We start from the raw sequence: 13,138 nt of genomic DNA on the forward strand, positions 1-13,138 counted from the left end.
ATTGTCCCAGAACCGCGCAGCACGCCGCCGAGCGTAAACTTGTCGGCGCGATTTCGGCGTGATCGGCGCCACAACTCGACGCTCGGCGCGGCGGCCTCAGTGCGCGAAGTGCTGATCCGCGTAGTGGCCGCCGGGCCTGAGCTTGTCCAGCGAGCTGAGCGTCGAGACGGCATCGTCGTGCAGCGCCCGGGCCAGGTCGGCCGAGAGCCCCTCGCGCACCACGATGCGCAGCACCGAGACATTGGTGGCATTGTCCGGCATGGTGTAGGCGGGCACCTGCCAGCCGTAGGTCCGCAGCTCGTGGGAGACATCGAACTCGGTGTAGCCGCGGTCCTTGGACAGCCGAAAGGCGACCACAGGGATCGCGGAGCCGTCGGAGACCAGTTCGCAGTGCTCGCTGACCCGCAGCTGCTCCCCCAGCCAGCGCGCCGTCCCGGACAGCGCCTGCATGACCTTGGTGTAGCCCTCCCGACCGAGCCGCAGGAAGTTGTAGTACTGGCCGACCACCTGGTTTCCGGGGCGCGAGAAGTTCAGGGTGAAGGTCGGCATGTCGCCGCCGAGATAGTTGACCCGAAACACCAGGTCGTCGGGCAGGTATTCTTTGCTGCGCCACACCACGAACCCGACGCCGGGATAGGTCAGCCCGTACTTGTGGCCGCTGACGTTGATCGACACCACCCGGGGCAGCCGGAAATCCCACTTGAGCTCGGGGTGCAGGAACGGCACCACGAACCCGCCGCTGGCGGCGTCGACGTGCACCGGGACGTCCACACCGCCGCCGGCCGCCACCTTGTCCAGCGCGCCGCAGATGTCGGCGACGGGCTCCAGCTCACCGGTGTAGGTGGTGCCCAGGATCGCCACCACGCCGATGGTGTTCTCGTCGACGGCGTCGACCACCTGTTCCGGGGTAATGACGTAGCGCCCCTCCTCCATCGGCAGGTAGCGGGGCTCGACGTCGAAGTAGCGGCAGAACTTCTCCCAGACGACCTGGACGTTGGACCCCATCACCAGGTTCGGGGTGCGGCCCTTCCAGTCTTTGCCGATCTTCTGGCGCCAGCGCCACTTCATCGCCAGGCCGCCCAGCATCACCGCCTCGCTGGAGCCGATCGTGGACACCCCGCACGCGCTGTAGGGGTCGGCGTCGTTCAGGCCGTCGGCGTGGAACAGGTCGGCCACCATGCACACGCAGCGCTGCTCGATGGCCGCGGTCGCCGGGTACTCGTCCTTGTCGATCATGTTCTTGTCGAACGTCTCGGCCATCAGCTTCCCGGCCTCGGGGTCCATCCAGGTGGTGACGAAGGTGGCCAGGTTCAGCCGCGAGCTCCCGTCGAGCATCAGCTCGTCGTGGATGAAGCGGTAGGCGGCGTCGGGGTCCATCGATTCGTCGGGCATCCGCAGCGCCGGGACCGGGGCCGTGAACAGCCGGCCGGTGTAGGCGGGGGCGATGGAGTGCGCGGGCAGTGAAGGGTGTTGTGGCACTGGGGAATCCTCTCGATAGGTCTACAGGGCGGCCAGGGCGGCTCGGATGTGCGGCACCATGCGTGACGCGGAGGTGGGCGCGTCGCCGGGGCCCGGGTCGGCGGCCGAGCGCGCCGCCGCGTCGGCGTGGACGAAGGCCGCCGCCGCGGCCGCCTCGCCCGGCGGCAGGCCCGCCGCCAGCAGCGCGCCGATCATGCCGGACAACACGTCGCCGGAGCCGGCGGTGGCCGCCCACGACTGCCCGGCCGGACTGAGATAGACCGGACCGCCCGGATCGGCGACGACCGTGACGTTCCCCTTGAGCAGCACCGTGGCGCCGAACGCCTCGGCCAGCTTGCGGCACGCACCCACCCGGTCATCCCCGGGGGGACTACCCGCTAGGCGCGCGAATTCACCGGCGTGCGGAGTCAGCACCGTCGGCGCGGTGCGATCGGCCACCAACTGGGGATGGGCCGCCAGGATCGTCAGGCCGTCGGCGTCCACGATCACCGGCAGGTCGCTTTCGAGCGCGAACCACAGCGCCGCCGCCCCGGCGTCGTCGGTGCCCAACCCCGGCCCGACCACCCAGGACTGCACCCGCCCCGCCGACCCGGGGCTGGGCGAGGCGATCACCTCAGGCCAGTGCGCGAGCACCTCGCGGTGCGCGCTGCCGGCGTAGCGGACCATCCCGGAGGTCGCCGCGACCGCGGCGCCGGTGCACAGCACGGCGGCGCCCGGATACGTCGACGAGCCGGCCATCACGCCCGTGACGCCCTGCGTGTACTTGTCGTCGTGGGGACCCGGCACCGGCCAGCGTGCCGCCACGTCGGCGGCCTCGAAGCCCAGCACGTCCGTGTCCGGCAGGTCCAGGCCGATGTCGATCAACCGCACCCGCCCGCAGTCGCCGAGCGCGTGCACGGGTTTGAGCCCGCCGAAGGTGACGGTCAGCACGGCGCGCACCGCGGGACCGCTGGTGGTCCCGGTCGCCGCGTCGACGCCACTGGGGATGTCGACGGCGACCACGGGGATCCTCGCGTCATCGACGGCGGCGAACACCTCGGCCGCGGCGGGCCGCAGGGCTCCGGAGCCGGAGATGCCCACCACCCCGTCGATGACGAGATCGGTTGCGGGCGAGACACTTTCGACGATCCGGCCGCCCGCCCTGCGGAACGCCGCCAGCCCCTTGCGGTGCGTGCGCTCCGGGTTGAGCAGGATCGCGTCGGCGGCCGCGCCGCGACACCGCACGAAGGTGGCCGCCCACAGCGCGTCGCCGCCGTTGTCTCCGGAGCCGACGACCGCGCAGACCCGCCGCCCGGCCACCCCGCCGGTGCGGGCCGCCAACTCGCCGACGATCTCGGTGGCCAGCCCGTAGGCGGCGCGCCGCATCAGGGCGCCGTCAGGCAGGCTGGCCAGCAGCGGCGCCTCGGCCTGGCGGATCGCATCTACGGAGTAGTAATGCCGCATCAGAGCCAGATTACGTGTCGCCATCGCGGGGGCTTGGCGCCCACCAGCTTTCGCTGCGGCCCGACATCAGCCGGGGTCCGCCGGGGGGATGCTGCGGCGCGCCATGGCCTTGAGGCGCGCGGGACTCAGTTGCCGGCTGCGTTTGGAGCGTGTGCGGGTCATCGGGTAGAAGCACAGGCCGATGAGGATCGAGGCGAAATGCCCGATCGCGGTGAAGTCCAGCTCGACGCGGTCCATGGTGATCAACGGGAAACCGAAGATGACGAACAGCACCCCGAGATAGCCCCAGCGCCAGGGCCTCGCGATGTGGTAGGCCAGCACGGCCATCACGCCGACCAGGAAATAGCTGACCCCGATGTCGCGCGCGTGCACGAGCCGTTGCGACGCATCGCGTTCCTCGATCGCGAAGTAGAGGATGCCCTCGCTGATGTAGGTGGCGAGGATGTGAGAGCTCAAACCCACAGTGAGCCAGCGCAGCTGGCCGAGCCAATGTTCGGCCGGCGCGAGAAACAGGGTGAACAGCAGCAGGTAGGGCTCGAAGTTCTTCCCGTCAATCCACAGCAGGCTGGAGAACAATACGTCGAGCGGGTTTTTGCCCAACTCGTGAATGTTGGTGGAGCGGTGCAGCAATACCGAATGCAACTGGCGGCCGGTGAGGTGGTTCTGGATGATCGTCGTGACCATCAGCACCAACAGCCAGCCGTAGGTCAGCGGCGCAGTGCTGACGAAATGCCACACCGTCAGCGTCATGCTGCGCACTCGTGCCCGAACCGATGCATGCGCCACGACATCAACCTTCGCACGCGGGGCGCCGCGCCCGTACGACTTCGGCGGCTAACACGCCGCCGCCCTCAGCTACTCGACGGTGCGGGCTCCGCGGGCGCCGGCGCCGCAGCGAGCACCGGCGGATTGAGATGTCGCCACCAGCAACCGATGTAGAGCACCATCGAGACCGCCAACGCGAGCAGGACCCAGATCACGACGGTGATGTCGACCCAGCTGCCGAAGGGTGGTGAGCCGGGTAGCGCGTTTCTCAGCGGCACCACCGCGAACAGCATCGCCGCGTACCACGTCGTCATCGGCGGCTGGAACGGCCGCCGGTCCCGCGCGGTCTGAATCGCAACGAACAGAGCCAGACTGGCGATCGTGATCAGCACGCCGAGGATGACGATCGCGAACGCCGCGGTGCTCAGCGACCGCCGCACGTGCAGCCGGTACGGGCCGTCCGCCTGGGACCTGGTCGCGGTGAGTTGCCACCCCGAGAGGTGGTCGATGAAGGTGACGGGCACGTGGTCGGGCGCCCGGTCGGTATCGGGGCCGTAGAAGATCTCGACTTCGATCAGCCCCGAGCGGTATTGGTCGAAGGGCCAGCGCTCGATCTGACCGGCGATGGTCAGCGGGATCGCCATGAGCCCGGGAAGCATGCCCTTGGTCCAGGTGTGCCGCGACGGCATCGCCGAGGATCTGACCCGAAGGCTGAGATCCTCCTTGAGGTGGTGGGTTTTCGGATCCAGCAACGCCGATCCGGGATTGAAGGCGAGGTTGACGGCGAGCACGCTGTTGTTCGACTGCATCTCTTCCACGTTGATCGTCGCCGACGGCTGGTCGCTGCTCACCACCGGGGTTGATCCATCCAGTCGCCGGACCGTATCGCTTTGGGCGTACGTCAAAATCGACCCGGCGTAGACCGCGAGGACGAGCACGACAACACCTACGACGCCGAATCTGATGCCGCCCGATCGCATACTTCCTCCCGCACGGACGCAGCCTCGACCTCCTGGCCGAAAGGCTTTCCCAGGGCAATGTAATGGATCGACCGCGGGTCCGTCGCCGATACGCGCGAAGCGGTGCGAGCTACCTACTCGACGGTGACGGACTTGGCCAGGTTGCGCGGTTTGTCCACGTCATAACCGCGCGCCTGGGCCACGGACGCGGCGAACACCTGAAGCGGGATCGTCGACAGCAGGGGCTGCAGAAGCGTTGACACGGAGGGGATTTCGATCAAGTGGTCGGCGTAGGGCCGCACGGTGTCATCGCCTTCTTCGGCGATCACGATGGTGATCGCCCCGCGGGCCTGGATTTCGCGGATGTTGGACAGCAGCTTGGCGTGCAGCACCGCGGACCCCTTGGGGGACGGCATGACGACGATGACGGGCAGATCGTCCTCGATCAGCGCGATGGGGCCGTGCTTGAGTTCGCCGGCGGCGAATCCCTCGGCGTGCATGTACGCCAATTCCTTGAGTTTGAGCGCGCCTTCCAGTGCCACCGGGTAGCCGACGTGGCGACCCAGGAACAGCACCGTCGGCGACTGGGCGAATTGATAGGCCAACGCGGCCACCGGCTTGATCGTCGCGAGGACCCGCGCGACGAGGTCCGGCATGGCCTCCAGCTCGTGGTATTCCCGCGCGACCTCGTCGGGGTACTTGGTGCCACGGGCCTGCGCCAGCGCCAGGCCGACGAGATAGTTGGCGGTGATCTGCGCCAGGAACGTCTTCGTCGACGCCACCCCGATCTCCGGGCCGGCGCGGGTATAGAGCACCGCGTCGCACTCGCGCGGAATCTGTGAGCCGTTGGTGTTGCAGATGGCCAACACCTTGGCCTTCTGCTCCTTGGCGTGGCGCACGGCTTCGAGCGTGTCGGCGGTCTCGCCGGACTGCGAGATGGCGACCACCAGGGTGCTGCGGTCCAAAACCGGGTCACGGTAACGGAATTCGCTGGACAGCTCCACCTCGACCGGCAGCCGCGTCCAGTGCTCGATCGCGTATTTCGCCAGCAGCCCGGAGTGATACGCGGTGCCGCAGGCCACCACGAACACCTTGTCGATCTCGCGGAGTTCCTGATCGCTCAGACGCTGCTCGTCGAGGACGATCCGGCCGTCCACGAAATGGCCCAGCAGGGTGTCGGCGACGGCTGCGGGCTGCTCGGCGATCTCCTTGAGCATGAAGTACTCGTAGCCACCCTTTTCGGCGGCGGCCAGATCCCAATCGATGTGGAACTCGCGGTATGCCCCGGGCCCCAGGTCGTCGTTGCCGTCGAAGTCGGTGATCCGGTAGCCGTTCGCGGTGATCACGACGGCCTGGTCCTGGCCGAGTTCGATGGCGTTGCGGGTGTGCGGGATGAAGGCCGCCACGTCGGAGCCGACGAACATCTCGCCGTCGCCGATGCCGAGCACCAGCGGGGTGGAGCGACGGGCGGCGACGATGGTGCCGGGGTCGTCGGCGTTGGCGAACACCAGCGTGAAGTGGCCGTCGAGGCGGCGCAGCACCGCGAGCACCGACGCGGGGAAATCGCCGGCGGTCTCGCCGTGGCGGTAGGCCTGCGCCACCAGGTGCACCGCGACCTCGGTGTCGGTGTCGCTGGCGAACTCCACGCCCTGGGCCTCGAGCTCGTGGCGCAGGTTCGCGTAATTCTCGATGATGCCGTTGTGGACCACCGCGACCTTGCCGGCGGCGTCGCAGTGGGGGTGCGCGTTGCGGTCGGTGGGGCGCCCGTGGGTGGCCCACCGGGTGTGGCCCAGGCCGGTGGTGCCGGTCAGGGACGACGGCGGCATCTGGGCGACCGCGTCTTCCAGGTTGGCCAGCCGGCCGGCGCGGCGGCTCACGGTCAGGGTGCCGTCACCGTTCGCCAGCGCGATGCCCGACGAGTCGTACCCGCGGTACTCCATCCGGCGCAGCGCGGCCATGACGACGTCACAGGCGGGCCGCTGCCCGACATAGCCGACGATTCCGCACATTCTGACCAGGGTAGTGCAGGCGGGACACCGAACCCGCAATCCGGCGCCATGGTTAGGCCGCCCACCTGCGCCGAAAGGGACGCGGGCACCGCTACTGGGACGGCCTGAAGTGGACGTCCCGGACCAACCTGCCCAGCCCCCCGCCATTCACGTCACCGTCATCACCGCCGGGAATTCTTTCACCTGATGTGCGCGCGACGTTTTTGTTCACGTCATCGCCGCCGCGATGAACACCCCTAGTATTCGAATTGTCAGCAAAGATCGTCACCGACCGAAGGACGAGCTGCGTGAGGCCTGCCCGGACGCTCTGGCTACCTCGATTTCCCGTTATCGCCGACGCATGAATTCCGTCGTCGATGGTTGTTCACCGGGAATTGTGCAGCGGGTCGCATTGAAATGCGTACTTGCTCCGACCGACCACCATGCGCCATGGGGAGGCAATCATGACCGCAGTTCGGTACGACGATGTGACGCCCGCCCCGCTGGCGCCGGCGTCCCGACAAGCCACCAAGCCGCGCCGGCAGCCGTCGACGGGCTCCGGAAACGCCTTGATGGACATGACCACCCACGTGCTCACCGCCACGCTGCACCAGCTCTACGCGGCGCTGTGGCGGGCGGGGGTCATCGAGGTCACGGCCTAGTCATCTTCGCGGGCGTGCGATTGTGATGCGCTAACGTCGACGCGTGGCCCGCATCCGCAAGCTTGTCGCCGCTCTGCACCGCCGCGGTCCGCACCGGGTTTTGCGGGGTGACCTGGCTTTTGCCGGTCTGCCGGGAGTGGTGTACACCCCGGAGGAGGGCCTGAATCTGCCCGGGGTGGCGTTCGGCCACGATTGGCTCGCCGGCGCCGCGCGGTATTCGAACCTGCTCGAGCACCTGGCGTCGTGGGGCATCGTGGCCGGCGCTCCGGACACCCAGCGGGGCGTGGCCCCGTCGGTGCTGAACTTCGCCTTCGATCTCGGCACCGCCCTGGACATCGTGTCGGGTGTGCGCCTCGGGCCGGGCAAGATCAGCGTGCATCCCGCCAAGCTGGGCGTGGTCGGTCACGGTTTCGGCGGCTCGGCCGCGGTATTCGCCGCCGCCGGAATGCCCGCCAAGCCCGCGGCGGTGGCGGCGCTTTTCCCCAGCGTCACCAGCCCGCCGGCCCAGCAGCCGGCCGCGACGCTGAAGGTGCCGGGAGTGATCTTCACCGCGCCGGGCGACCGGGCGACGCTGATTTCCAACGCGCTGGCGCTTGCCGAGGCGTGGGAGCCGGCGACGCTGCGCATCGTCAGCAAGGCCGAGCCCGGTGGGCTGGTCGAGCGCCGGCGGCTGGCCACGGTGCTCGGCCTGCCCGGCCCGCACCGGCGCACCCAGCGGTCGGTTCGGGCGCTGCTGACCGGATACCTGCTCTACACCCTCGGCGGCGACAAAAAGTATCGCGAGTTCGCCGACCCGGACGTGCAGCTGCCCGGGACGGATGCCCTCGATCCCGAGGCCGAGGCAATTCCGCTGGAAGAAAAGATCGTCGCCCTGCTGAAGTGACGGGTAGTTCGTGGCAAGCGCGCACGCGCTGTACGCCCGCTGGATCGCCGAAGTCTGGCACGGACGGTTAGTCTCGTGCACCGGCAACGACATCCGCCTGGCCGCCGAGTACTGGACGGGTACTTCGGCGGGCTGAGCGTCCGGGCCCGCGCGGGCGCGTGGTAAGTGTCATGGATGCGAATCGGGATCGCTCTCAATTATTCGAGCGGCTTTCACGAGGCCGTGGACCGCGTCGTCGAACTCGAGAAGTCCGGCATCGAGGTTGCGGTGGTGGCCGAGGCGTATTCGTTCGACGCCATCAGCCAGCTGGGATACCTGGCCGCCAAGACCAACACCGTCGAACTGGCGTCGGGGGTCCTTCCCCTCTACATCCGCACGCCGTCGCTGCTGGCGATGACGGCCGCGGGGCTGGATTTCGTGTCCGACGGGCGATTCCGCCTCGGCATCGGCACCTCCGGGCCGCAGGTGATCGAGGGCTTTCACGGGGTTCCGTTCGACGCCCCGCTGGGCCGTACCCGCGAGATCGTGGAGATCTGCCGCAAGGTGTGGCGCCGCGAACGCGTGCAGTACGCCGGCAAGCACTACCAGTTACCGCTGCCCGCCGACCGCGGAACGGGTTTGGGCAAGCCGCTACAACTCATCAATCATCCTGTGCGCGAACGTATTCCAATCAGCATCGCCGCGCTGGGCCCCAAGAATGTCGAGCTCACCGCCGAGATCGCCGAGGGTTGGCAGCCGGTCTTCTATCTTCCGGAGAAGGCCGCGTGGATCTGGGGTGAGGCGCTGGCCGCCGGCGCCGCCAAGCGTGATCCCGCGCTGGGTCCGCTCGACGTCATGGTGCACGCGTCGCTGGCCATCGGGGACGACGTCGACGAGCGGCTGGCCTGGGTCAAGCCGCAGCTCGGGCTCTACATCGGTGGGATGGGCGCCAAAGGCCGCAATTTCTACCACAATCTGGCGACGCGCTACGGGTACGGCGAGGTCGCGGATCGGATCCAGGAGCTGTATCTGTCCGGCCGCAAGCAGGAGGCCATCGACGCCGTGCCCGACGAGCTGGTGCGGGGGATGTCGCTGATCGGCCCGCCCGGGTATGTGGCCGAGCGCATGGCCGCCTTCGCCGAAGCCGGGGTGACCACGCTGTTGTTGAGCCCGCAGGCCACCGACCGCGACGAGTCCCTGCGCTTCGTCGAGGAAGCCCTGCGGCTGCAGCCCTGAGCCGTCATTGCCCGGCCTGCGGAAGCTGGTCCGCGGCAATCTCGCACGGCGTCGACCCCTCGCCCGCGGGGGGCGCGGGATCGGCGGCGGGCGCGGCCGCGGGCGCCGGCTCAACCGGAGGCTCGGCCGGTGTCTCGGCCGGTGTCGGGTCGGCCGGCGGCGCCTCGACCGGTTGGGCTTGCTGATCGGGCCCAGTGGCCTCGGGTTGGCCCGCGTCGCCGACGGGTTGCGCCGGGTCGGCCCCCTCGGGTTCGGCGGCGGCTTCGTCCTCGGCGACGTCGCCGGTGTCCTCGGCGTTGACGGGATCCTCGGCGTGAAAAGGGTTCTCGTCAAAGGCGTTTCCGCCCGGCGAATCGCCGAACACGTCCGCCCCGTCGCCCGCCGACCCGAGCAGATCGCCCATCGCATCGACGATCCTGCCGGCCAGCCCGAGAAGCCCGCCGCCGCCCCCGCTGCCGAGCCCACCACCGAGCCCACCGCCACCGAGCCCACTACCGAGCCCACTACCGAGCCCGCCCAGGTCGCCCAAAGCCCCGGCGGGCACCCCCGACGCCCCACCGAGTCCGCTTCCCCAGTCCGGTGGCGGCACCGGCGGCACCGGCGTGGGGGCGACCGGCGCCGGCGCCGCAGCCGCCACCGTCGCCGCCGGGTCATCCAGCCGCGGTGGCACAGCTGCCACCGGCGGGGCGAGTTGCGCCGGGACAACGCTCGTCCCGAGATCGCCGGGAAACTCGAACCGCGCCGCCGGGGCGGCGGCCGCCTTGTCGATCACCATTGCGTAGGACGTCTGGACCCCGTCCGAGGTGGAGCGCATCGCGTTCAGCCAGTCGTCACGAATGTCGTTGTCCACGTAGGGAATCACCTGCCGGCGCACCACATCCTCGGCGCCCCGCGGGTCCGCGGCCGCGACCGTGGCGGCGGCGGCCAGCCAGGCCGGCCGCTGCGTCTGTGCGCGGTCGTCGACGGCGATGGCCGTCGCCACTTTCGAATCGATCAGATGCCACAGGTTGTCGCGCAGCGACTCGCACCGCTGGGCCGCCGCGCGCAGTTCGGCGGCGACCGCGTCCGCGGTGTCGCAATGCCGCTGCAACAGCTGCACCGCGGCGTCCCCGCCCGCGCCCGTCCACGCCGCGGCCAGCTCGGCCACCTGGGCGCGCTGCATGCGCAGCGCTTCGGAGGCCACCACGCCGGCCGCCCGCAGCTCGGCGCAGTCACGGTCGAGCGCGCGCAGGTCGAGTCCGTCCTCGCTCGCATACCATTCGCGGATCTGCGCGGGATGCGCTGTCAGGTCGGGATGTTGGTACCCGAGCGCGTGGCAGGCCTGCACGTAGGTCTGGGTGTGCTCGACGGCGACCCGGCCCTCGGCGAGGCGCGCGTCCACATCCAACCGGTCGGCCACGAGCTACGCGATCCGCGCGGCGGCATACAGTTCGGCGTCGGCGTAGCGCTCGGCGCTGGACCGCAGGGCGGCGGCGATCTCGGTGGACGCGCGCGACCACTGCGACACCTGCTCCGTCAGGCGCCCCAACTCGGCGCGCAGCGCGTCGCCGCGCGCGGCGTGCGCCCGCCCGGCGCAGGCGCCGCTGAAAGCCAGCCTGGCAAGGTGATCGCTGACCGCGCGGTCGAGAAATTCCGCCGCCATGGCGAATTGGTTAGCGACCCGGTGCGTGGCCGACGCGTCGATCTGGGTGCTGGCGGCGACAGGCCGTGTTCCCCCAACGAATTTCATGCCTAATCCGACGCCGGTAGGCGCGTCGGGGTTCCGGGCGTCGCGGGATCAGTGCGCGGCGCTGACCGCTTCGGCGACCCGGGTGGCGATCCGCGCAGCGATGTCCTCCTCGGGGGCCTCCACCATCACGCGGATCATGGGCTCGGTTCCCGACGGGCGCAACAGGATTCGGCCGGTATCGCCCAGCTCGGCCTCGGCCTGCCCGACGGCGGACCGCACCGCCGGCGCCGCGGCGGCCGTGGCCTTGTCGGCGACCGTGACGTTGATCAACACCTGCGGCAGCGTCTGCATCGCCGAGGCCAGGTCGGCCAGCGACGAGCCGGTCTGCGCCATCCGGTTCATCAGCCGCAGCCCGGTGACGATGCCGTCCCCGGTCGAGCCCAGCGCGGGCATCACGATGTGCCCGGATTGCTCGCCGCCGAGGCTGTAGTCGCCGGCCCGCAGCTCTTCCACGACGTAGCGATCCCCAACGCCGGTGGTGCGCACCGTGATTCCGGCCGAGCGCATGGCCAGATGCAACCCCAGGTTGCTCATCACGGTGGTCACCAACGTCCTGGAGGCCAGTTCGTCGGCCTCGTGCATGGCCAGCGCGAGCACCACCATGATGTGGTCGCCGTCGACGAGATTGCCGTCGGCGTCGATGGCCAGGCACCGGTCGGCGTCCCCGTCGTGCGCCAGGCCCAGGTCGGCGCGGTGCGCGACGACCGCCGAGCGCAGCGAATCCAGGTGCGTGGAGCCGCAGTTGTCGTTGATGTTGAGACCGTTGGGGTCGGCGTTGATCGCGATCACCCGCGCGCCGGCCGCGCGGTAGGCGCGTGGGGCCACCGCCGACGCCGCGCCGTGGGCGCAGTCCACCACCACGGTCAACCCGTCGAGCCGCAGCGTGCTGGCCTTGCTCAGGTGACGCAGGTAGCGGTCGGCCGCGTCCTCGGCGTCGAGGACCCGGCCGATCCCGGCGCCGACCGGGCGCAGCCCCGGTTCCCCGACCAAGGCTTCGATCCGGTCCTCGGTGCCGTCGTCGAGCTTGCGGCCGCCGGGCCCGAAGATCTTGATGCCGTTGTCGGGCATCGGGTTGTGCGAGGCGGAGATCATCACCCCGAAGTCGGCGTCGTAGGCGCCGGTCAGGTAGGCCACCGCGGGGGTGGGCAGCACCCCGACCCGCAGCGCGTCGACCCCCTGGCTGGTCAGCCCGGCGATCACCGCGGCCTCCAGCATTTCGCCGCTGGCCCGCGGATCGCGGCCGATCACCGCCACCCGGCGGCCCGGCGCCGCCGCGCTCGCCAGCTGCCGCGCGGCCGCGGAACCCAGCGCCAGCGCCAGCTCGGCGGTCAACTCGCGATTGGCGACCCCACGGACACCGTCGGTGCCGAATAGTCGACCCATGCGAACAAACCTCTCACAGTTGTCGGGCTAGCACCTAACGTGCCCGTTCCTTTGTGGCCGAAACCGGGCGCGGGTGGGTGCAGACACGCCGCAACCGGCCACAACTTGTGGAGCACGATGCCAAGTTGTGGCCGGAAAGCGACCGCTGATCAGCGCTTGCTGTACTGAGGCGCCTTGCGGGCCTTCTTCAGGCCGTACTTCTTGCGCTCGGTGGCGCGCGGGTCACGGGTGAGGAAGCCGGCCTTCTTCAGTGCGGGACGGTCGTCCGGCGAGGCCACGATGAGCGCCCGCGCGATGCCCAGGCGCAGCGCGCCGGCCTGCCCCGAGGGGCCGCCGCCGTGCAGGTGGGCATAGATGTCGAAGCTCTCCACCCGGTCCACGGTGACCAGCGGGGCCTTGATGAGCTGCTGGTGCACCTTGTTGGGGAAGTAGCCCTCCAGGCTGCGGCCATTCAGGTTGAACTTGCCGGTGCCGGGCACCAGGCGCACCCGCACCACGGCCTCCTTGCGGCGGCCGACGGTCTGGATGGGCCGCTCGAACACGTAGGACTCGGCGGGCGCGGCGACCGCGGCGGTCTCCGACGCCTCAACCGGCGCTTCGGTCACCTCGGCGACGGCCACTGTTTCCTCTGC

The 13,138-nt window shown here is 69.8% G+C and carries 13 protein-coding genes; 4 read left to right on the forward strand and 9 right to left on the reverse strand.

The window, feature by feature from the left end; all coding sequences use genetic code 11:
* Window positions 1-96: 96 nt before the first annotated feature.
* The 5 genes from AC0KTM_RS20385 to glmS form a co-directional block, all read right to left on the reverse strand.
* A complete protein-coding gene (locus AC0KTM_RS20385) occupies window positions 97-1,479 on the reverse strand; it encodes a glutamate decarboxylase (RefSeq protein WP_225330433.1) in 1,383 nt (460 codons plus the stop codon).
* A gap of 21 nt (window positions 1,480-1,500) precedes the next feature.
* On the reverse strand, window positions 1,501-2,922 hold the full coding sequence (locus AC0KTM_RS20390) for an NAD(P)H-hydrate dehydratase (protein WP_225341276.1): 1,422 nt from the start codon (window positions 2,920-2,922) through the stop codon (window positions 1,501-1,503).
* 66 nt (window positions 2,923-2,988) lie between these two features.
* Window positions 2,989-3,708, reverse strand: coding sequence for a rhomboid-like protein (locus AC0KTM_RS20395; RefSeq protein WP_225330430.1), 720 nt, complete (start codon window positions 3,706-3,708; stop codon window positions 2,989-2,991).
* Window positions 3,709-3,773: 65 nt separating this feature from the next.
* Complete coding sequence (locus tag AC0KTM_RS20400; RefSeq protein ID WP_225330429.1) at window positions 3,774-4,667, reverse strand: DUF4436 domain-containing protein; 894 nt, start codon at window positions 4,665-4,667, stop codon at window positions 3,774-3,776.
* Window positions 4,668-4,780: 113 nt separating this feature from the next.
* On the reverse strand, window positions 4,781-6,655 hold the full coding sequence (gene glmS, locus AC0KTM_RS20405) for a glutamine--fructose-6-phosphate transaminase (isomerizing) (RefSeq protein WP_238956797.1): 1,875 nt from the start codon (window positions 6,653-6,655) through the stop codon (window positions 4,781-4,783).
* A gap of 443 nt (window positions 6,656-7,098) precedes the next feature.
* Here glmS and AC0KTM_RS20410 point away from each other — a divergent pair, with 443 nt between their 5' ends.
* From AC0KTM_RS20410 to AC0KTM_RS20425, 4 genes are read left to right on the forward strand one after another with little or no spacing between them, the layout of a single operon-like run.
* Window positions 7,099-7,296, forward strand: a complete 198-nt coding sequence (locus tag AC0KTM_RS20410) for an Rv1535 family protein (protein ID WP_225330427.1) — start codon at window positions 7,099-7,101, stop codon at window positions 7,294-7,296.
* 43 nt (window positions 7,297-7,339) lie between these two features.
* Window positions 7,340-8,179, forward strand: coding sequence for a dienelactone hydrolase family protein (locus AC0KTM_RS20415; RefSeq protein WP_225330426.1), 840 nt, complete (start codon window positions 7,340-7,342; stop codon window positions 8,177-8,179).
* 10 nt (window positions 8,180-8,189) lie between these two features.
* Entirely contained in the window at window positions 8,190-8,315 is a 126-nt protein-coding gene (locus AC0KTM_RS20420; protein ID WP_275254635.1) for a hypothetical protein, read from the forward strand.
* A 38-nt stretch (window positions 8,316-8,353) separates the two neighbouring features.
* The gene (locus AC0KTM_RS20425) at window positions 8,354-9,394 is read left to right on the forward strand and encodes an LLM class F420-dependent oxidoreductase (RefSeq protein WP_225330425.1); all 1,041 of its coding nucleotides are present in this window, start codon (window positions 8,354-8,356) and stop codon (window positions 9,392-9,394) included.
* Between the two features lie 4 nt (window positions 9,395-9,398).
* On the opposite strand, the gene AC0KTM_RS20430 is transcribed toward AC0KTM_RS20425, so the two are convergent.
* The 4 genes from AC0KTM_RS20430 to rpsI form a co-directional block, all read right to left on the reverse strand.
* On the reverse strand, window positions 9,399-10,793 hold the full coding sequence (locus tag AC0KTM_RS20430; protein ID WP_225330424.1) for a hypothetical protein: 1,395 nt from the start codon (window positions 10,791-10,793) through the stop codon (window positions 9,399-9,401).
* Window positions 10,794-10,796: 3 nt separating this feature from the next.
* Complete coding sequence (locus AC0KTM_RS20435) at window positions 10,797-11,123, reverse strand: type VII secretion target (protein ID WP_238956798.1); 327 nt, start codon at window positions 11,121-11,123, stop codon at window positions 10,797-10,799.
* A 48-nt stretch (window positions 11,124-11,171) separates the two neighbouring features.
* Window positions 11,172-12,506 (reverse strand): phosphoglucosamine mutase, encoded by a 1,335-nt coding sequence (glmM, locus tag AC0KTM_RS20440; protein ID WP_225330422.1) that lies wholly within the window; start codon window positions 12,504-12,506, stop codon window positions 11,172-11,174.
* Window positions 12,507-12,655: 149 nt separating this feature from the next.
* Window positions 12,656-13,111 carry a 30S ribosomal protein S9 gene (gene rpsI, locus AC0KTM_RS20445; protein WP_225330432.1) on the reverse strand — a complete coding sequence of 152 codons (456 nt, stop codon included), beginning with the start codon at window positions 13,109-13,111 and terminating at the stop codon, window positions 12,656-12,658.
* Between the last annotated feature and the right edge of the window lie 27 nt (window positions 13,112-13,138).

Source organism: Mycobacterium sp. NTMscope_Eco_3 (assembly GCF_976985685.1).

Excerpts from the sequence above, each read along its gene's own strand:
- AC0KTM_RS20390 (WP_225341276.1), bottom strand. The coding sequence starts at position 2,922 with ATGCGGCATTACTACTCCGTAGATGCGATCCGCCAGGCCGAGGCGCCG.
- AC0KTM_RS20400 (WP_225330429.1), bottom strand. The coding sequence starts at position 4,667 with ATGCGATCGGGCGGCATCAGATTCGGCGTCGTAGGTGTTGTCGTGCTC.
- glmS (WP_238956797.1), bottom strand. The coding sequence starts at position 6,655 with ATGTGCGGAATCGTCGGCTATGTCGGGCAGCGGCCCGCCTGTGACGTC.
- AC0KTM_RS20410 (WP_225330427.1), top strand. The coding sequence starts at position 7,099 with ATGACCGCAGTTCGGTACGACGATGTGACGCCCGCCCCGCTGGCGCCG.
- AC0KTM_RS20425 (WP_225330425.1), top strand. The coding sequence starts at position 8,354 with ATGCGAATCGGGATCGCTCTCAATTATTCGAGCGGCTTTCACGAGGCC.
- AC0KTM_RS20435 (WP_238956798.1), bottom strand. The coding sequence starts at position 11,123 with ATGAAATTCGTTGGGGGAACACGGCCTGTCGCCGCCAGCACCCAGATC.
- glmM (WP_225330422.1), bottom strand. The coding sequence starts at position 12,506 with ATGGGTCGACTATTCGGCACCGACGGTGTCCGTGGGGTCGCCAATCGC.